The 19,604-nt window shown below is 34.8% G+C and carries 18 protein-coding genes; 2 read left to right on the forward strand and 16 right to left on the reverse strand.

Translation table 11 applies throughout. From position 1 onward, the window contains the following. Positions 1 to 69: 69 nt before the first annotated feature. The 10 genes from CC92_RS0108030 to CC92_RS0108075 all read right to left on the reverse strand — a co-directional run bounded on the left by CC92_RS0108030 (position 70) and on the right by CC92_RS0108075 (position 13,091). Positions 70 to 795: a DUF6062 family protein gene (locus CC92_RS0108030; protein ID WP_029503420.1), complete on the reverse strand. Its 726-nt coding sequence runs from the start codon at positions 793 to 795 to the stop codon at positions 70 to 72. A gap of 163 nt (positions 796 to 958) precedes the next feature. Beyond that, complete coding sequence (locus CC92_RS0108035) at positions 959 to 1,789, reverse strand: DUF2225 domain-containing protein (RefSeq protein WP_029503419.1); 831 nt, start codon at positions 1,787 to 1,789, stop codon at positions 959 to 961. Between the two features lie 12 nt (positions 1,790 to 1,801). Beyond that, positions 1,802 to 3,499 (reverse strand): glutamine--tRNA ligase/YqeY domain fusion protein, encoded by a 1,698-nt coding sequence (locus CC92_RS0108040; protein ID WP_051650769.1) that lies wholly within the window; start codon positions 3,497 to 3,499, stop codon positions 1,802 to 1,804. A gap of 379 nt (positions 3,500 to 3,878) precedes the next feature. Beyond that, entirely contained in the window at positions 3,879 to 4,445 is a 567-nt protein-coding gene (locus tag CC92_RS0108045; RefSeq protein ID WP_029503417.1) for a cell wall hydrolase, read from the reverse strand. A 457-nt stretch (positions 4,446 to 4,902) separates the two neighbouring features. Beyond that, positions 4,903 to 6,057 carry a DUF3810 domain-containing protein gene (locus CC92_RS0108050; RefSeq protein WP_051650768.1) on the reverse strand — a complete coding sequence of 385 codons (1,155 nt, stop codon included), beginning with the start codon at positions 6,055 to 6,057 and terminating at the stop codon, positions 4,903 to 4,905. A 29-nt stretch (positions 6,058 to 6,086) separates the two neighbouring features. Further along, complete coding sequence (locus tag CC92_RS0108055; RefSeq protein ID WP_029503415.1) at positions 6,087 to 7,106, reverse strand: DUF4097 family beta strand repeat-containing protein; 1,020 nt, start codon at positions 7,104 to 7,106, stop codon at positions 6,087 to 6,089. Positions 7,107 to 7,292: 186 nt separating this feature from the next. After that, positions 7,293 to 9,041, reverse strand: coding sequence for a M3 family oligoendopeptidase (locus CC92_RS0108060; protein WP_029503414.1), 1,749 nt, complete (start codon positions 9,039 to 9,041; stop codon positions 7,293 to 7,295). A 302-nt stretch (positions 9,042 to 9,343) separates the two neighbouring features. Beyond that, positions 9,344 to 9,508, reverse strand: coding sequence for a hypothetical protein (locus tag CC92_RS22795; protein ID WP_197035788.1), 165 nt, complete (start codon positions 9,506 to 9,508; stop codon positions 9,344 to 9,346). A 10-nt stretch (positions 9,509 to 9,518) separates the two neighbouring features. Next, positions 9,519 to 11,312: a flavocytochrome c gene (locus CC92_RS0108070; RefSeq protein ID WP_029503413.1), complete on the reverse strand. Its 1,794-nt coding sequence runs from the start codon at positions 11,310 to 11,312 to the stop codon at positions 9,519 to 9,521. A gap of 303 nt (positions 11,313 to 11,615) precedes the next feature. Further along, a complete protein-coding gene (locus CC92_RS0108075) occupies positions 11,616 to 13,091 on the reverse strand; it encodes a CapA family protein (protein ID WP_081841883.1) in 1,476 nt (491 codons plus the stop codon). 351 nt (positions 13,092 to 13,442) lie between these two features. Here CC92_RS0108075 and CC92_RS0108080 point away from each other — a divergent pair, with 351 nt between their 5' ends. Beyond that, positions 13,443 to 13,835, forward strand: coding sequence for a metal-dependent hydrolase (locus tag CC92_RS0108080; protein ID WP_051650767.1), 393 nt, complete (start codon positions 13,443 to 13,445; stop codon positions 13,833 to 13,835). 315 nt (positions 13,836 to 14,150) lie between these two features. Then, positions 14,151 to 14,666, forward strand: coding sequence for a DUF6512 family protein (locus tag CC92_RS0108085; protein ID WP_155998369.1), 516 nt, complete (start codon positions 14,151 to 14,153; stop codon positions 14,664 to 14,666). Positions 14,667 to 14,770: 104 nt separating this feature from the next. Here CC92_RS0108085 and CC92_RS0108090 read toward each other — a convergent pair whose 3' ends face one another. From CC92_RS0108090 to CC92_RS0108115, 6 genes are all read right to left on the reverse strand, one after another. After that, positions 14,771 to 15,121, reverse strand: a complete 351-nt coding sequence (locus CC92_RS0108090; protein WP_155998367.1) for a hypothetical protein — start codon at positions 15,119 to 15,121, stop codon at positions 14,771 to 14,773. A 380-nt stretch (positions 15,122 to 15,501) separates the two neighbouring features. Further along, positions 15,502 to 15,669, reverse strand: a complete 168-nt coding sequence (locus tag CC92_RS22520) for a hypothetical protein (RefSeq protein WP_155998365.1) — start codon at positions 15,667 to 15,669, stop codon at positions 15,502 to 15,504. A gap of 26 nt (positions 15,670 to 15,695) precedes the next feature. Continuing rightward, complete coding sequence (locus CC92_RS0108100) at positions 15,696 to 16,892, reverse strand: MerR family transcriptional regulator (protein ID WP_029503406.1); 1,197 nt, start codon at positions 16,890 to 16,892, stop codon at positions 15,696 to 15,698. A 104-nt stretch (positions 16,893 to 16,996) separates the two neighbouring features. Continuing rightward, entirely contained in the window at positions 16,997 to 17,989 is a 993-nt protein-coding gene (gene rfbB / locus CC92_RS0108105) for a dTDP-glucose 4,6-dehydratase (RefSeq protein WP_029503405.1), read from the reverse strand. 318 nt (positions 17,990 to 18,307) lie between these two features. Then, a complete protein-coding gene (locus CC92_RS0108110; RefSeq protein WP_029503404.1) occupies positions 18,308 to 18,883 on the reverse strand; it encodes a hypothetical protein in 576 nt (191 codons plus the stop codon). A 170-nt stretch (positions 18,884 to 19,053) separates the two neighbouring features. After that, positions 19,054 to 19,398, reverse strand: a complete 345-nt coding sequence (locus CC92_RS0108115) for a hypothetical protein (protein ID WP_029503403.1) — start codon at positions 19,396 to 19,398, stop codon at positions 19,054 to 19,056. Positions 19,399 to 19,604: the final 206 nt, after the last annotated feature.

Below are 19,604 nucleotides of genomic sequence, written 5' to 3' on the forward strand. Positions count from 1 at the left end.
AATTTATTTCTCTGAATCATAAATTTATTATCATTAATTATCATTTATTATACTTATTTATCTTCTTACTTATTTATCTTCTACAGGAACACTATTGGTCTTTCTGATTGATCTTGGAAGAGCATCTTTTGAATTCTTCCACGGTTCATTGACATAACGGTAGTCAAATTTATCCGTAAACCATTCTAAGTCATCTCTCACTCTCTTCATGTTATCTACATAAAGAGTGCCAAGTTCTGAACGAAACTCTTCTAGTGCTGCACCATTTAAGTGTTTCTCTGCCAAATCATAAAGCATACCAAAATGCTTAGTGCAAAAACCTTTTGATGTGCGAAACTTCTTTTTAAATTCATCTTCTTTACGGTATAGATAGAAAAAAGAAGCAAGGTAAAGCTCAAACATCCCTCGTATTTTATTACATACAAAACAGGAGTGTTCTAAACTTCTAGTAAAATCGACAACAGGATGAAGTCCTTCTTTTTTCTTAAAGAATCCTCCACCAGTTGCTTGCTTTTGCTGTAGCAGCTTTTCTGTCTCTTTGATAGACCGATCCATATGTGTCTTTAGCATCAACGCTAATCCAAGACGATTCTGATTTTCATACAGTAACTTGATATGATTGGAGCAAAAACCTGTTTGATCCGTTACCATACGAACATCGTCCTCCATGTAGCTAGGCCCCATGGTAAAATCAATCGCATTCTTTTGTAAAGTTTCATACATCTCGCAAACAGGGCATTCACAATCTTTGTCGAATGCATCATTTACTGGTATGGTATATAATTGCTCTTTCATAACAGCTCCCAACTAAGTGCTTTAGCACGAATACAAACAAGAAAAAGCACGCTTCACGAACTTTTCCTTGTCATAAAATAAGATGTTGAAAATTTTTTCAACATATTCAAAATTCAGCGCTTTAGTCCCTTTTTAACAATAATTTGTTTGTCATTCAGTAATTCTACTTACTCATCAAATCCTTTAGCTGTCTTGCCTTTTCTTTGATACGTTCATTGGCATCTCTTGATACAATTACTTTAGAGATATAACGAAGTGAATCCTCTGTTTTTCCCGTTCTTCTTGCTAAATCAGCGAGAAGGTATGTAATGGTAGCCTCATCCATACCACACATTGGGAAATTTTCTTTTGAGTAAGCTTCTGAAAATCCTTCATAAGCTTTTGTTAAAAATTCAACTTCTTCGGCCTCTAACTGTGCTACTACTTTGTTATAGTTTGGTGTCGTAGTAGGAAGAGTTTCTCTCTTCCCACGTACTAACCAACCTGTTTTTAAACAAGTATATGCTCTTTCACTTAACTTTCCTCTTTTTACGATGGTGTTAACCAAAGCAAGCTTATGCTTTGTAATAGCCTCATCGTATGTTAGCATATCACCACTAGATTTTGCCCCCTTATAAACTGTAGAAATGTTAGCCTTAATTAATTTTGCTTGCGGCGAAGTCATAAAATTAAAGAAACGATTGAGCGCTGCATAACCGCATACCGGACAATCCACTACGTCGTATTTTAAAGAATCGACTAACTGATATTTCGGGCGTAAATCCGTATCTGCAGATACCAACTTAACCTTTCCCGTTTTCACAGTCTTAGATTTAAACTCATTATCACACACAGGACAAGTATAGGTCTTATCAAAGATGAAATCTGCCTCGGTAATCTGTGGCTTTTCTTCCTGCTCTGATTTCCCCTGTTGCCCTTCATTCGCTTCATACACTTCCATGTTGGTAAGCTTTCCTAGCCCCATTGCTTCTAACCCAGAAAATAAATTGGCCATGCCATTCCCTCCTTATGCAGGCTTATAACTGCTCTTTAGTGACGCAATCCTGTTAAATACTAGTTTTTCCTCTGTGGAATCTTTACAGTCCACACAGAAGAATCCATTTCTTAAGAATTGGAATCTATCAAATGCTTTTACACCCTGTACGCTTGGTTCAACGTAACACTCTCTGACTATAATAGAATTCGGGTTAAGATTAACAGAACCATCTTCGCCATATACACCCTTTTCCTCATCTACTAGATTCTCATATAGTCTGGCTTCTGCTTTGATTGCATGCGGTGCAGATACCCAATGAATCGTACCTTTCACTTTTCTTGCATTAAAACCAGAACCACTCTTTGTTTCCGGATCATAAGTGCAGTACACTTCCGTAACATTACCAGCTTCATCTGTCTTATAATCGGTACAGGTTACAAAATAAGCATTCATTAGTCGAACTTCATTACCAGGGAAGAGGCGAAAATATTTCTTAGGAGGCTCTATCATGAAATCATCTCTTTCAATATAAAGCTCTCTACTAAATGGTACTTCTCGTGTACCCATCTCTTCATTTTCCTGATTATTTGCTGCCTCTAAATACTCTACTTGTCCTTCTTCATAATTCGTAATTATTAATTTGATTGGATCTAAAACTGCCATAACACGATTTGCTTTTAACTTTAAATCTTCACGGATACAATACTCAAGCATTGCATAATCTACAGAACTATTACTCTTTGAAACACCGCAAAGCTCCATAAACATACGAATCGATTCTGGTGTAAATCCTCTTCTTCTTAAGGCACTGATACTTACTAATCTTGGATCATCCCATCCATCTACAATACCGTCTTCTACTAATTTCTTAATATAACGCTTTCCGGTAATTACATTCGTTAAATACATCTTTGCAAACTCAATCTGTTTCGGTGGATTCTCATACTCAAGTTCACGTACTACCCAATCATAAAGTGGTCTATGGTCTTCGAACTCAAGAGTACAAATGGAATGTGTGATTCCTTCGATTGCATCCTCAATTGGATGGGCAAAGTCATACATCGGATAAATACACCAGGTATCACCTGTATTGTGATGTGTCATTCTCGCTACACGGTAAATAACTGGATCACGCATATTGATATTTGGAGATGACATATCAATTTTCGCTCGAAGCACTTTCGAACCATCTGGGAACTCGCCGTTCTTCATTCTTTCAAATAAATCAAGGTTCTCTTCCACGCTACGATCACGGTAAGGGCTATTCTTTCCTGGCTCTGTTAAGGTACCACGATACTCTCTTATCTCTTCTGCTGATAAATCACAGACAAATGCTTTCCCTTTTTTGATAAGTTTCACTGCACCTTCATACATCTGCTCAAAATAATCGGAAGCGAAGAATAGGCGATCCTCAAAATCTCCACCAATCCACTTTACATCCTCAATGATAGATTCAACAAATTCTGTTTTTTCCTTGGTTGGATTCGTATCATCAAATCTTAGATTGAAGGCTCCGTCATATTTTTTAGCTAATCCACTATTTAATATAATAGATTTCGCATGTCCAATATGAAGATATCCGTTTGGTTCCGGCGGGAATCTAGTTACTACCTTTTTACAATGTCCCTCCGCTATATCTTTATCAATAATCTGCTCAATAAAGTTTTTGGAGACAACTTCTTTCTCTGCTGTCTCATTAACCTCTGGTTTATTAACATCGATGTCCATGATGTTCCTCCTAAAATAATATCTCGATAATTCTGCCTTAATGGCTACTTGAATTTAAACAATCTACTTCTTATCATATCACACATCTTTCAAATAGAAAAGATAGAATCTTTTGTAGTGGTAATAATTGAGATTTATATCTGAAACTAGAATTAGTATCTTCATCATTCGTTTTTTCATGTTATAAACAAGAAAAAGTACGCTTCGCGAATTTTTCCTTGACATGAATAAAACCTCTTACCTAGCATGTTACTATCATGCCAGGTAAGAGGCTTCTTTACCAACTATTTTTTTCTATTCTTTATTTTTATCTCTTCTTTATCTAATTATTAATTATATTCCTAGTTATAATTTACTATATCTAGATAGAGCAGAACTTCTAATAAAATCTTTCAAAAAAGATATGGTTTCCGATAATTTTATATGGAATTTTTGCTTTCACACACTTTGCTTTGGTTGAGGCTATATGGCTATTAAAGTATAGATAATCACCAATTACATTCGTACCATTCAAAGCAGCTTTTGCAGCTTTCTTGCATTCTTCCATTACTTTTTTTTGTTCTTCACTTTTATAATTTCCGTAGGTATAAAGCTTTAAAGCTTTTTCAAATGGTGCACCCTTGGGAGTATATTTACCACTTGAAGTTAAAATATAAACTGGTTCAAACTGCCGTCCCCAACGTTTTAAATCATACACTGCTTCTCTAATGGTTGTTACGTGGTCGAATTTGTTACTTTCCACACGGTTTAAAATAACGTTACCGACTGCAACTTTTCCTTTATAACTTTCCCATCCTGCTTCGCAATAGATGATGGCAGTTAGTAATCTTAGTTCTGAGCTGGTATAAGATTTTGTAGTACTGGCTTCTGTTTTTATCGGAGTATTTGTTACACCTGCTAACAAACAGATAATCAAGAGTAGGGTAAGTAGTTTTTTTAATTTCATATCAATTCTCCTTACTTTAAACGGTAGGAAACATGGTTTCTTACCTCTTTAGAAGCACCTAAGTATGTATCTTTCCATATAATTCATCCTTTACATCAGAAAGACATTTTACATAGAACTTCATATGTTTGTAACATTTATGTAACAATTGTACCACTCTTGTAGAATATTGTCAAATCCTATAACTTCCAAAACACAGGCCTCGCTTTTTATTCCATGCCCCGTCACAAACAAGAAAAAGCACGCTTCACGAACTTTTCTTTGTTAAGAATAAGAAAAACACGCTTCGCGAACTTTTCCTTGTTAAGAATAAAAAAGAAGACCAATGGTGGTGAGTCCCCTTAGAAGTTTTTCGCTCTTCTGGTCACTCCATTCGTCTTCTTGATTCCGTCCATTCTTAATCTAATGGAGAAATTCATCCCATTAATTTTTTAGTTTTATTCCGTCTGTCTATGATTTATTCTAGTTCTTCTTTTTTATGTTCTCGGTACTCTGCTAGCAAAAGATCAACCATTCTTCCATAGCTTTGTACTCCATCTTCTTGATTATTTGCTTTTAAATAAGTATCATTCATCATCGTTACGGTATTACTTACAATAGTATTCTCAAATTGACTCCAATAAGCAGAGTTATCTGCTAAATCAGCATGTACTCCTTCATTATAAAGATTCCTAACCTCCATGTAACGTTCTTTATTCTTATCATAAAGAGCATTGCCCGCAATGATTAGCGCTTGCATTACACCGCTATAGTTAAGTTCTACATTGTCGGAGGCGGTGCAAACTAGATAACCAATATAGTTTGCTTCATCTTCTCTCATAAATCCACGTAAATGAGCCAATTCATGTCCTACCGTCGATGCTACAGAGTAATCTGGAATATCCACATTTACATTTGCCTCCATCGTGAACGGAATAAAGATACCGGTTAGTTCCATTCTAGACATGACACGTGAAAATATCATTGGTTTGGCTGATGGGTATTTACCTGCTAATATAGGATACTCTTTCGCAATTTTTTGATAAGCTTTTTTTGATTCCTTCATTAACTCTTTCGTACTCATAGTGGAAACATAAATACCTTTATCATCCATCGAAGAGATAGAATCTCTCAGCTCATTTGCACGTAATGTTAACGACACACATAAATCATATAATTCATCCTCGGAAGATTCTAATATCGTTAATCCACTATAATAACTAAATGGATAGCGATAATAATTAATACCACATCCTAAGATATAAAGAGTAAAAACAATACTAATACCGCAAAAAATATTAATAATACCTTTCCCAACTACTATGTAACGATTTTCTCTCGCTTTGATACTACGTATGAGGAAACGTATTAGAAGGAACGTTAATATCAATGGTCCTAGTATTATGATTAGTTCTGCTAGAGAAAAAGGTAGTATACCAGTTAGAGTTGATAAAAATTGCGACCACGGATGATAGAAAAATCTCACAAACACTTTTTCTGCAAAATAACTGCTCTGCTTTGCTAATTGAAGCAACAAAAAAGAAATGGGTAATAACAATAGAAAGAAATTACGTTTCAATCGTAATAATTGTCGGAACTTTAGCCACTGTTGATTCAGTCTCTTTTCTCTCATCGCATTACTCCATTTCTATTACTTACAATTTATCGGAAAGAAACTTTAACATTACCACTTGATAAATACAATTTAATGCGTTTCGCTCCACCTTTATCTATGAGAATCGAACCGTCATATTTTTTCTTTCCAACCCAGACATCACCATACTTTGAAGTGATATCCAGACAATAATCCTCTTGCTTCCCAATCAAGTATAAATCTACCTTACCATAGGAATTATTCATATCTACCTGTTCTATGTTACAATCCTCTATGGTGGAATCTCCACTGCTTAACTTCCCTTTCAGTGATGTAATCATAGATTCTTCTATCTTAACATCACCATACGAATTATCAAACTGTAATTCCTTAGCCTTCAGTTTTTCTATTTCCAGACTACCACTGCTAAGCTTCATAGTAAAGCTAGCATCTGGGTATTCTTTTGTTAAAAATTCATCTTTTTCATTGATATTTCTTACATCTATATCACCATATTGATTCGTAATATCTGCCTCTCCTATTGCACTTCTCTCAATCGTAAGATTTCCAGAGGAAGTTACAGCTGTAAGATTATCAATTGCTGTCGTAGTTATAATGGTATCTCCATACGAATTCTCTATCTTAACATCCTTTGCTAAGAAGCTTCCCATTGAGATACTACCACTTGAAACAGTTACTTTCACGTTATTTAACTCTGCGGATGTTGGTACATATACTTTAAAATAATTAGGCTTTTTTAGATTAATGGAATAACCACCTTGATTCATATTACTATCATTAAAAGTCAAAACACCATCTATGATTGTAAGAACAGGTTCCTCATCAACATAATAATAGGAATATTCCACATAATAACCATCGGAAGCTATAATCTCAAAGTCTGCATACTGTGTACTCACATCGATTGCTGAAATCTCCTCAACAGGCTCCTTCACAGTCCCAAAATAGTTCATATTATCTTCGGTATATCGTTCACCATCCGTAGTGAAAATAAACTTATCCTGACATCCACTTACTATAATTATTAAAAATAAGCTAACCAAGAGCCATACTTTCTTATGCTTCATCTTCTACATCCCCTAACTTCCAGTCATCTATGTTATTACACTATATTCGCAGGTATTCCTGTACAAACACTCTACGTTGTCATAAGTGTAAGCACTAATGGTATAATTTTGTATTTATTATACCATACGAATCGTAAGAAAAAATTAAGAAAGCATTAGATTTCTACATTATTATAAATTAACGACCTATAGTAAGCTCTTAAACTCGTCAATTTGATCAGCAAATGTTTGTAATGCCTTACGGAAGAACTCAGGATCGGTTAAATCAATTCCAGCAATCTTTGCAGCATCCTCTACATCACTCACTGTTGTCGCATATAATAAATCACGGTATTTTGGTAAGAATTCCTCTCCTTCTTCCATATACTTTGCATATAGACCACGAGCAAATAAACCACCGAAGGCATATGGGAAGTTATAAAAACTAACTTGACCGGAATAGTAATGCCCTTTACATACCCACATATAAGGATGTAAATACTCAGAATCAAGTCCATCTCCGTATGCTTCCTTTTGAGCTGTAAGCATCATCTCACTAAGCTCATCTGCAAACATAAAACTATCACTGCGCTTTTCAATTACAGCTGTCTCAAAGAGATAACGTGAATAGATATCACAAATAATCTGTGCTGCATCCTGAAGCTGACCCTCAATTAGCGCCAACTTTTCAGCACCGCTTGCATCTTTAATCGCTGCATTTAGAATAACATTTTCATTAAAGGTAGATGCAGTTTCTGCAACTGGCATAGAATAATCGCTATTTAAGATACGATGCCCATGAATATTATGATTATGATAAGCATGACCAAGTTCATGTGCCAGTGTAACTATATCAGAAATCGTACCATCGTAATTGGCTAGAACTCTGCTTTGTTTTAATGGATGAAGGTTGCAGCAAAAAGCTCCACCAACCTTTCCTGTCTTTGGATAAAAGTCAATCCAATTTTCGTCAAATGCTCGCTCAACCATCTGAGCCAAGTCTGGAGCAAAGGTCCGGAAATGTGTTAATAAATATTCTTTTGCTTCTTCGATACTATATTTTTTCTCACATGCCCCCATCGGTGCAAATAAATCATACCAAGGTAGACCCTTATCATGTCCTAACGCTTTTCCTTTTAATCGCAGATATTCATGAAATTTTGGCATATACTCTTTCATAGCCGTAAACATCGCATCCAATGTTTCCTTTTTCATATTCGATTGCTCTAATGTCATATCAAGGACTGAACTATATCCGCGTAACTTAGCCAACGTTAATACCTGAAGCTTAATACTGTTTAAAGAATATGCGATACTGTCTTTTATCTTATCGTAACATTCTAGTTCTGCTTTATAGGCTCTCTTTCTTATCGATTCGTCCGTACTATATGCCATATTGCGGATTTCCGAAAGTGTTACTTCCTTATCATCAAATATAGCTTTCACAGTGGAAGTAAGATAGCTTTGTAATTCACTCCATGCGTCCGCACCGGAAATTGACATCTTAGCAATAATTTCTTCTGCTTCATCACTTAATAGATGTTTATTGTTTTCTTTTATTTTACGGATAAGATATGCATACTCACTAAGTCTTTCATCTTCTTTGATTAGTTCCTCAATATCATCGATTTTTGCAATGTATTTCATAAAGATAGTATTAGACTTTGCTAAATTGGAGGATTTTTGATTGATCTGTCCCAGATAAGAAGTTGCTTCAGTTTCTGATGTATTTGTAGATTGGCGTAGGGAACAGTATACAGAGAGATAATCCAATCGAAGCGCTTCTTCTAAACAATCAAATATTTTATTTAACGCCTGCTTTTTTGGTAAATTTTCAAGTTCCTTTGATAGATTCTCCATTTGGGTGATGAGAGCATCATATCGATTCATATCATCCTTAAATTTTTTATCATCGTAACCTGTGTATAAATCATCTAATGACCATGTTGTCTTCATATAATTCTTCCTTTCTTCCTTGGATTGCTCTTATTCGCAAACTTTTTATGAAATAGCTTTTATTTTACATAATCGCCTCATTTTTTTACTACTCTTTAGTTTACAGACAAACGATATGTACTATTATCCCTTTACCAACAGTTGTTATTTTTGTATGTAAACAGTAAAAAAGAGATAATTTATTATAACATAAATTTTCCCTTATGTTATAATAAATCATCTGGATTTTTCTTACATAATCGAGGAGACTAGCATAAATAACTTAAAGTTCTCTGCGAGTTACTTTTCTATCCATTCTACACTTATTTTGCACGATTGATTGGTGCAATCCCTTCCTTCTTAGAATTATGCGTTTGGTTTTGATTCTCTACCTTTGCCTTCTCCGTAATACTATTAAACTTTTCGTTTTGCTTTTTTTGCTCTCTTTTCTCTGATGCATTTGATTGAAATGAACTATTTTTATTCATACGTCCTCCCTTAGTGAGTTGCTATATAGTCTGCGGCACTTTTTGCAGCGATTCTTCCAAATACAACTATATCACAGACCGCATTGCCACCAATACGATTCGCACCGTGAATTCCTCCGGTAACTTCTCCTGCAGCAAATAATCCTTTGATTGGTTTGCCATCTGTAGAAATTACCTCTGCTTTTGTATTAATCTCAACTCCACCCATCGTATGATGAATGGCAGGAGCAACTTTTATTGCATAATAAGGTGCTTTGGATATCGTTGTGTCCATACCAGTTGTACGATTGAATACGTCTTGTTTCTTTTCCGTAATTGTCTTATTCCAATCCGCAACCGTTGCTATTAATTTCTCAGGATCTACATCAATATCATCTGCAAGTTCTGAAAGATTATTCTCCTCTTCCACGATATCTGCATTAATATAGCTTTCCACTGCACTTAAATTTTCTCTAAGCTGTTGATCAAAGATCAGATAGGCATAACTACCAGCTTGCTGCATAATTGCATTCGATACTAAGTTTCTCGTACTTAACTCATTATAAAAACGATCTCCATTTTTATTTACAAGGATTGCACCTTGACCTCGTACCGATTCTGTGATCATGATACTGGTTTCTTGCTCTACGGTTGGATGAGTTTGAATCTGGTCCATATCTACCACATTCGCACCGATGGCTTCTGCCATTCTAATACCATCACCGGTTGCACCTGGTGCATTCGTTGTTTTAAAACCAGCAAGTTTACTATCATATTCTTCCACCATGGTTTCATTAGCTCCGAATCCACCTGTCGCAAGAATAATAGCTTCACACGCTATTTTATAATTTTTCTCTTTTCCCTTTGCCATCACACCAGATACTTTTCCGTTATCCATTAAGATTTCTGTTGCTTTTGTATTATAGAGAATATCAATCTCATTACTTTCTATATTATTCAGAAAAGTATTCACGATATAATTTCCTATCGGAGCTCCACCCTCTGGCGCATGCATTCTCTTAAAGGTAGCTCCTCCAGAAAATGATAATTTCGCTAATGGTGCCCCTAATGATTCCAGCCACGCGATGGCATCTGCAGATTTTTCCGCCATTGTACGTACTAAAGCCTCATTGTTTAAGTGATTTCCACCTTTCATTGTATCCGTGACGAAACTCTCAATCGTATCAGCAATCCCTAGTTCCTTTTGAAGAGGAGTATTAGCAGCATTGATACCACCAGTTGCCTTTACGGTATTTCCACCCGCCATAGACATCTTCTCTAGGATAACAACAGTAAGTCCTGCTGCCTTAGCTTCAATTGCAGCAGTCATTCCAGCTCCACCTGCTCCAATCACGCATAAATCAACTGCTATTAATTCTTCTGGTAAAGCAACCTCTTTGGTTGGTTGCGGTGATACTGGAGTTAACTTTGATACATCCACACCAGCGCTAGTAAGTGCAGCAGTTACTGCTTCTATAATTGCTTTACTAGTCGTTGTTGCCCCACTGATAGCATCGACCTGAACAGATTGTTGCTCCTCTATTTTTGCTTGCAAATCACGAATTGCTATGGAACCTATATTTTCAGTTTCATTAGGTCCATATAAGGTAACCGATTCAATTCGATCATTACTAAGGACGACAGTAGCGGTTATTTCTCCGCCATACCCGGTGGCTTTGCCCTCATAAGTTCCGGGTGTAAACCTTCCGCCCGCGGAAGGCGTGACTGAGGGTGTAGCTCCTCCCTCATTTTTGCTTCTACTACAAGACATTAATACAAATGCCATGACAGCAATCATGACGATTGCGACAATACGCCTTTTCATAATATTCTCCTTTACTAACAATAAACACTTATATCCATAACAATCGCTTATTGTTTACATATTGCACTGCCAGTATTCACAGTTGCTACCCATAGTCTGCATAGTTTAACTGGAATTTATGTGTAAAAAAGAATATTATTGAAGTTCACAATAATTTTACGGATGATTAAGTGCTCAATGGAATATGTGAAATGACAAACGGCTCTTTAATTTTCAGATCTTCTATTATTTTTCTACTATTATTTTTCAATTCTATTATTTTTCAATTCTATTATTTTTCGATTCTATTATTTTTCAATTCTACTATTTTTCGATCTTCCACTCTTTCATTGTTTTTCCTAGCACATTTTTTATTCGCTTTCCTGCTTTCTCTAGAGCTGTAGTAGCTTTTCCATTATGAAACTCTTTTTGTGTCGGTACTACTACAAAACGTTTCTTTTCATAAACAGAAAAAACCTTAAGTGGATAATATCCGGGTTGCTTTAATGTCACTTTCCCTTCTACTTTTACAATCTCAAGACGTAGAATTATCGTGTCATTATTTGCTTCGCTAACCATACTTGATACAAAATTCCCCATAGAATACATACACAGTACTTTTCTATTGTCGCTTGTCTTTAAGTATACTGCTTCTTGCAAGCAATGTGGATGTGATCCAAGAATAATATCCACCCCAGCTTCTGCCATTTCCATAGCATGTAGTTGCTGAAGCTTCGTAACTTCTGTTGTATTCTCTGTACCCCAATGGTTATATGCGATAATATACTCCGCACCAGCCTCTTTTGCTTCTTTCACATCACGTTCCACTGCTTGTTTACTATAACAGTTGACCGTACTATTTAAGTCCTTAGACGATAGACTATAACGAAAATTTATGTACTCAGTATAGCTTAAAATTCCAAGCTTGATTCCATTTACTTCATAGAGAAGAAACCTAGGTACATCATTCCTAAGGTAGGTTCCAACTTGTGCTATATGATATTCTTTTAATTTTTCTATTGTTTCTCTAATTCCAGTCATCCCACCATCAAGGCAATGATTATTTGCAGTAACAACAGCATCAAAACCTGCATAACGAAGGGCATCTAAAAAAGTAGCGGGAGCATTGCAGTTAGGTGAATCTTTCATTATTTTTTGCTCAAAAGTATAATAGTTTGAGTGTGACGTTAAGGTTTCAAGGTTCCCAATGACTAAATCACTATTTGAAAATATTTTTTTTACATAGGAAAAACTATCATTAAATTGAAATGTATTTTTACTCATTGCCCCATACTGTTGTGCACGTAGACACATAAGATCTCCAGTTAGCATAATCGTAGCTTTTTGTTCAGTTTCATCTTGTTGCGCTATTTCTTCTTGTTCTTCCAAACCATTTAGTGATAATATCTCGTCATTTCCTATTTTACTATTTACTATTGATCCTGTTTTATCATCTATCGTTTTTTTATTGTTCTCACCACTGGTTTTAGTGTCATCTTTTATTTTAGCGTCTTCACTTATTTTAGCGTCCTCACTTATTTTAGTGCTTTCACTACTAATTCTATCATTCTGTTCCTTCTTGTCTTTCATTCCTTTAGTCGTTATTCGATAAAATCCATCATCCTCTAATACATAACGATTCCGACCTATCTTACTTAAAGGAAGGTATGCTTTTCTTTCCAAATTATCTTGCTTTTCAGCAAATACTATCTGCCCTTTGTAGTTAGTACACAACAGGGCTATCGCCATAATGGCGATAAGGAAAGCGCAAAAATTCCGATGAAAATGTCTAATAGTCATAATATTCTTATACTCCGTTTTAAAATAAATGGGTTATTATAAAATGCGTCCTAATAATCAATAACGTCCTAATAAAAAATTGCGTCCTAATAATAAATTGCGTCTTAAAATAAAGCGTCTTACATAACATATGCTCACTTGTCCCAAAATATTCCACTAGTATTCGTTATTGTTTTTTTATACCATATTTCAAACGATTATTATGATATCGAATAATTCTACTCTACGGAGGGCCCTTCCGTGACGATACACATTTTTTAATCACTGAGCTATCTGATATTGTTTAGCATGATTAATGCACTACTTATTAGCTTATAGAAATTACTAGATTATTAGACATGAGGATTTTTTATGAAAGGAAAAGCACATATTATCGGTGGTCTTGCTCTCTCAGGATTACTACTTTATTGGAATAAAACAAGTCAATGGGATTTGTCCATTACAACATTTGATTATATCACTGGCTCCGTATTAGGTTCTTTATTACCAGATATTGACCATAAGAAGAGTTTTCTTGGATCGATTTTTCATCTTCCTATCAAACACAGAACTCTCACTCATAGTCTCCTTTTTTTATTTTTAACCAGTATTATCGTACTTCAATTTAACTTAAGCATTGGCTTTGGACTTTTTCTTGGTATTAGTAGTCATCTACTTTTAGACATGTTACCAATACGTTCCAAAGGTATTTGTTTATTCTATCCATCAAAAAAACGCTACAGTTTCTTTCGTATTCCTAAATAAAAGTACGAAATTTATATAATTATTAAGAATTTAATTGAAAGAACATAGAATATAAGTACTTTGCATTTTGACAAACTTTGCATTTACATTTTGGTATATCCTTAATGGGATATGCATATACTATTATAATACCTCAAAAGAAATTAAGGCTTGAACTTCATTAGATAACTGTCGCACCTCGCACCTTACTTATAGCAAGCCTTTTTTTTACTCACAAGAGAGGAATGGTAGAAAGAAAATAAGAATGTTAGAAAGGTGCCACTATGTAATTCTTTCCCACATTTATAATATGTGGCAGTAACGATTGGTATCAATATGAAGGAAACAAAACAATTAAAATGTTATACCATAATCAGTACTATCTTTACAGTAATTCTTGGCCCGCTGCTTCATTTTGCTTATGAATGGTCTGGAAAAAATGATTTTGTTGCTCTTTTTTCCCCAGTGAATGAAAGTACTTGGGAGCATCTAAAGATGCTCTTTTTCCCAATGTTTTTATTTTCTCTTTTTGAATTTATTAAACTGGGCACACTGTACAATAACTATATCATAAGCAAAGCACTTGGCATTATAGCTGGATTAATTACAATACCTATATTGTTTTATGGATACACAAAAATCCTTGGAACAAACTACCTGATTCTTGATATAATAACTTTTATCTTAGGAGTAATTATTTCTAATATCATAAGTTATGTTTTAATGTCCCACGGTTATTTATCAGGTAAATACTACCAGCTCCTCGGTGGTATTGTCCTAATTTTACTCGCAATCTCTTTTTTATGGTTTACCTTTTACCCACCAAATCTTGCTATTTTTACATCATCATAAGAATCTTAACATGTTGTTAAATGATAGAAAAAAGGCCTGTTACAAAAAGTTTCAGCACTAAGGCTGGGCAACTTATTTTGCAACAGGCCCTTTTTCGGCCCCTTTTACAAATCTTTTCTTTTATCCCTCGCATGAAGCATAAAGGCTCCTAACAGCATAAAACCAATGATCACTAGTAGTATGTACATATTATCTACCTTAGCAGGAGCTTCCTCTGTATTCGCCCGTCCTTCTTGTTCAGGATTCTCTTCAATCGGCTCTTTCGCCTGTTCACTAGGCAAGGGTTCCGATTTCGTTAGGAAGGTATCAAATACCATGGTCTGTAATACGGTTATGTTATCAATTTCATTGTCAGATTCCTCAGAATATGCTGGTATAATTCCAAACGCCTCCATTGGATGAACTGAAGCTGATAAACATAATGTTATCATTAGCATGAAAATGACTTTCTTCAATAAATTCACCCCTTAATCGTATACCCATATGTTAAATTTTGATATCCCCATATTTATTATAAGTCGTTTGGAATTATATGTCAAACATTCCTTTATATTTTTTTACATTTCTATACAGTAATTCACATATCATAAGGTTAGATGGTCTTTTTCTGCTATTATGAAATTAATTTGGGTATCATTTTTCACCATTATAAAAAGTCAGGATTTTTAGGGTTCTTTTATATTATAAACTTTATCCACATTTAAATTAAATGCTCTTTTATTGTTCCTCTAAACTGTTTTTTCTGTCACTAAGTGTTATCTTTTTACTTCACAATCAGCATGATTCTTATTTAACATCACACATTCTACAGTATTCATAAAAAATATTTTTATTTCTACATTATCATTAGGTGATTTGTATTATTCAAATACAAGATTCCACGTTTTCCTTGCTCGTATCGCAAACAATGAATTCCTGTATCACCAGTTGCATGCCGTATCCCTTCATGTACTTCCCTTAAATCGCCCTCTGATTCTCCATGGCGCAAAAGTAATATAATCATAGTACCTCCATTTTCTTCAATCAACCTTATTTTCTACAAATAAACACGCCCGCCTGCTTTGTTATCTCAACTTGTCTTTTTTGTCTAAACAGCTCTGCTAAGTAATACTCAAACTCCTTATGATGGCCATGTAGTACCTCTGTCTGGTTTCCATGACAGGAAAGAACATAGTGAAACAATGGATGGTAATCATTAAGAATTAATCTATCCTTATAATCCACTCGATTAACAGAAGAAAAATGAGGTTGCAGATACTCCATCGCATTTTCTAATCCAAATAAATCTGAAAGGTTTACTTCCGATAGTGCTATTTTAGGATTGAATTTCTTCGTAATTTCTTCAATTTCTTTCATGTGTTGCTGCCCATAGGCGGTACAAACAAATACTCCATTCGGTTTTAAGATACGTGCAATTACTTCACAAGCCTTATTTCTATCATTTGCATAGAATAGTACATGATTTGCCATCACAAGGTCAAAGGATTCCTTCGGATACGTAATATGATTAAGATCTAAAACATCATAGGTACAAGATAGCTTTGTCTGATCGATGGCCTCCTTTGCAACCTTTACCATACCGCTTGAAATATCTGTTACTACAATTGATAATTTATCTGGTAGATTAGCTTCGTTTTCTACCCAGAAAGCCCCATTACCGCAGCCTAGTTCTAATATCTTTTGATTATTAGTAAAAGGGATATGATTTGCTAAAAAAGGATACCAACCTTGAGGATTCTTGGAATACTTTTTATGTAATAGAATTCTGACATTCAGATGATCTGAATTCTTATAATTCTCTCGGATACTTTGTTTCATGTTCATGGCATGAATTATATCCATAATTTTCTCCCAATTAATCTCATTATCTGACTGTAACATTTTTTCCGCTTGATCTATCGTACATTTTATTACTTCTAACTGATTAATCTTTGCTTGCAGAAATTGCTTTTGTAGATGGAGAGAATCCTTAAAACTCTCCAGGTCCACGCTACTGCTTGCCATACCCTCAATATCTTCTAAACTGAAATCAAAAAACTTTAGCGCCAATATTTTCTGGAGTTTTAGAAAATCAGAATTCGTATATAATCGATATCCCGAATCCGTTAGTTTTGATGGCGGTAGTATCCCTATCTTGTCATAATAACGCAGTGTTCGTATTGATACATTAGCACACTTTGCAAATTCACCAACCGTAAAATAATTGTTTTTCTGATTTATTTTCATGAATTACCTCATTTCCTTCACTCATCTGGTTTATCCTAAAATACTAACATAAACTAGAGGAGTAAAGCTTGATTTTTCACTCTCACTTCTCATGTCTTTATCGATTAATGAAATTTATACTCCTTTCGATACCAATCTATTGTAACAGCCATTCCATCCTCAAGACCAGTTTTTGGTGTCCACCCAAGATTTCGCTCTATTTTATCGGTATCTACTGCGTATCTTCTATCATGACCAAGGCGATCCTTTGTAAATTCAACCAGATTCATGGATATGGAAGGATCCACGTGTTCTTTTAGATACCCAATAATCGTAGTGACAATAGAAAGCACACTTATTTCTTGATGGCTCGAAATATTATATACCTCTCCTAATTTACCACTAACTAATACTTCATTCATCGCTATACAGTGATCCTTAACGAAGAGCCATTCTCTTATGTTTTTTCCATCACCGTACACTGGTATCTTCTGATGATTCAAACAATTTTTGATGCACTTTGGAATTAATTTTTCCTCATGCTGATAAGGACCAAAATTGTTGCTACATCTTGTCCTAACGATTGGTAATCCATAGGTCTTATGATAAGCCATAGCTATCATCTCTCCTCCCGCTTTGCTTGCGGAATAAGGATTATTAGGGTGTAGCGGCATATGTTCTATAAATTGTCCGAATTCCTCTAATTCACCATAAACTTCATCGGTTGATACATGCAGAATCCTCTTATCGCCGATATCATCTCTCCATATGTTATGAATCACCTGATAAAGCATCCTTGTCCCAAGGACATTGGTTTGAAAAAATTCAACGTCTGATTCCAGACTCCGATCCACGTGAGACTCTGCTGCCAGATGCACCACATAATCTATCTGCTCTTCCTTAAATATAGTGGTTAGCAATTCTTCATCTAAAATATCCCCTTGCACAAATCGATAGTTATCTTTCTTTTCTAATTCTTTTAACCACTCACGATTTCCTGCATAAGTTAGCTTGTCATAGTTGATAATCCTAACCTTTTCACCATAGGATTCGATTAGATATTTGATAAAATTAGTTCCAATAAACCCTGCACCACCAGTAATAAAATATGTTTTCATAGAAACCTCCAATCCAGCGCTTTCGCATACTACAATAATAATGGTGACTTTGTGCGCAACATAAATCACTTTTAATAACTTAACTCATCACGTGATAATTGGAGTATAAAGGGTGACGCAAGGATAGAGTCAAATACTATTATAAAAATTTTTTAATTTACAATAAGAAAAAGCCTTCGCGAACTTTTCCTTGTCATGAATGAGAAAGAAATGGTTGCATAAAATCATGATTCTTCTTATCATAATTCCCTCAACCATTTCCTTTACACCAATCATATACACTATGATTCTAACAAGCTATATGAATGTAGTTTTCTTTTATAATACTTGAATTCTAATGGCAACCGTCTGTGGTGGTATACTTGCCGTCATAAAATTTTCATGAGTAATCATAATCGTTTGCCCTGGTCTTAACTGCGATAAGGAAATACGATTTCCTCGTAGCCCAAATATCTCTGTATTATTATTCACTACAAAACGAATTTGACTTCCAGGATCTAGAGAACTTCCAGTGAGTATCATTCGATTTCTCTCATCAACTCGTAAGATATTTTCAATCCTCGTTGGATACCTATCTTCACCAACAACAGTGATCTGAAAAGCAGTGGTTTGAGGCGGATTACTTCTTGTAAAGTTCGGTGAAACTATAACATCTACAAGCATACCACGCTGTAAATCTCTCAGTGTTATTCTTTGACCGAAACTACCCAATATTCTGGTTTGAGCATCTACAAGTAAAACAAGTACCTCTTTCAATATCAATTGATTCCTCTGCGGTACTGCATAAGATATCGTAACTCTTCCTTGATTTCCTCTTAAATCTATGTCTTCAATTAGTGCGCCATTTATACTCATTCGGTTAGGTCCTTGGGGACAACATTGGTGACCTCTCATAGCAACCTCCTATCATCCTTTGATAGATATTATGTAATATTATATGTTCTCTTCTAAGTAGCGGTGTGCTATTTTTATGGCAATGTGAATAGATTGAAAACTTTTAGCATGAAAAAATCTCGTTCTAACATCTCTTATATTTATATTCTCTTTAAAAGTAGATGAATCTTCTAAAGAAAGTATACAACTAGTTTTAGTATGATTCCTAGTACAATTACAAGTACAATAAAATTTACCCCATAACTTATATTCTTCGTATATTTTAACAAACGTAGTTTTGTTAATTCTTCAAGTTCCCCTGTCGATAAACCAGATGGAATACTATAGTATAACTTCTCACGTTTTGGATCATAGTTTAAATTATCTGGTAAGGGTTGTCCTTCTTTCTTTAACTTAGCTAAATCTTCATGTTGCTCTTTCGAGCAGTAATCTTTGTATAAATACCCAAATTCTTCATAAAGAGTCGTTAGCTCTTTACGAATCTCTTTTTCCTGTTCTATTGGATTCCTTTGCATCTTATCTCCTATTCTGGCTCTTTATCGCCTTTTTAGTAACAAGTAAAATGTAAATCACTTTCTAGATTACTATTTTAATGTTATTGAGCACTTTATTACAATTTTATTTACTATAATCTTAGCATAAGTTATTGCTTTATTCCATATTTTTCTACCATTTTTTAGATTAATAGCTATTAGTCAAAGCAAATATTCACAATCCGCTT

Source organism: Lachnoclostridium phytofermentans (assembly GCF_000733755.1).
In the GTDB taxonomy this organism is placed as follows: Bacteria; Bacillota; Clostridia; order Lachnospirales; family Lachnospiraceae; genus Lachnoclostridium; species Lachnoclostridium phytofermentans_A.